The organism is Methylobacterium sp. J-092 (assembly GCF_022829325.1).
Classification (GTDB): Bacteria; Pseudomonadota; Alphaproteobacteria; order Rhizobiales; family Beijerinckiaceae; genus Methylobacterium.
Genome location: NZ_JAKSXU010000089.1, coordinates 1 through 692 on the forward strand (window position 1 = coordinate 1; position 692 = coordinate 692).

1 protein-coding gene is annotated in these 692 nt (G+C 62.3%); it reads right to left on the bottom strand.

Features of this window, described 5'->3' with window-relative positions; genetic code table 11:
- Positions 1–668: GGDEF domain-containing protein (locus tag MKK60_RS10020; RefSeq protein ID WP_243985446.1), on the bottom strand; the 668-nt coding region annotated here is incomplete at its 3' end.
- Positions 669–692 lie beyond the last annotated feature (24 nt).

Here is a 692-nt window from a genome sequence, read left to right on the forward strand (position 1 = left end):
AGCGCTTCGAAGCCCAGGATGGTGTCGTCGGCGAGCGCCATAATGGGCTGGTACGCGAGATGGAACTGACCCTCGGCCAGTGCGAACCGGATGTCGTTCTCAAGGAGATGCCGGTTGGCGACGGCCTCGATCATCCCAGGGCTGTAGCGCGCTGCACGACCTCGACCCTGCCGCTTGGCCTCGTACAACGCGATGTCCGTACGCTGCATCAGATCTGTCGGGCTCATTCCTTCATCGATGTCACACACGCCGATGCTGCAGCCGATGACGACGGTCAGATCGTCGAACGCGTACGGCTTCTCGATCGCGATGACGATGCGCTCGGCCAAGCTCATAGCAGCCTCGGCGTCCATACGAGCGATCAACGCCATTTCGTCACCGCCCAGGCGAGCGACGAAAGCGGTCTCCCCCACCAGCTCGGACAGCCGTGATGCCACGCTGACAAGAAGGCGATCGCCGATCCCGTGACCGAAGGTGTCGTTGACGGCCTTGAACCGGTCGAGGTCGATCAGCAACAGCGTGGAGGGCTGCTCACCCTCATGCGCTTGCGCCAGACGTTCGATCAGCGACCGGCGGTTGGCTAAGCCTGTCAGCGGATCGTGATAGGCGAGCAGACTGATTTCGCGCTGCGCCTGTTTTGCTTGCGTGATGTCGTCGAAGGTGAGCACCGCACCATCCTCGATGGGCTGGCA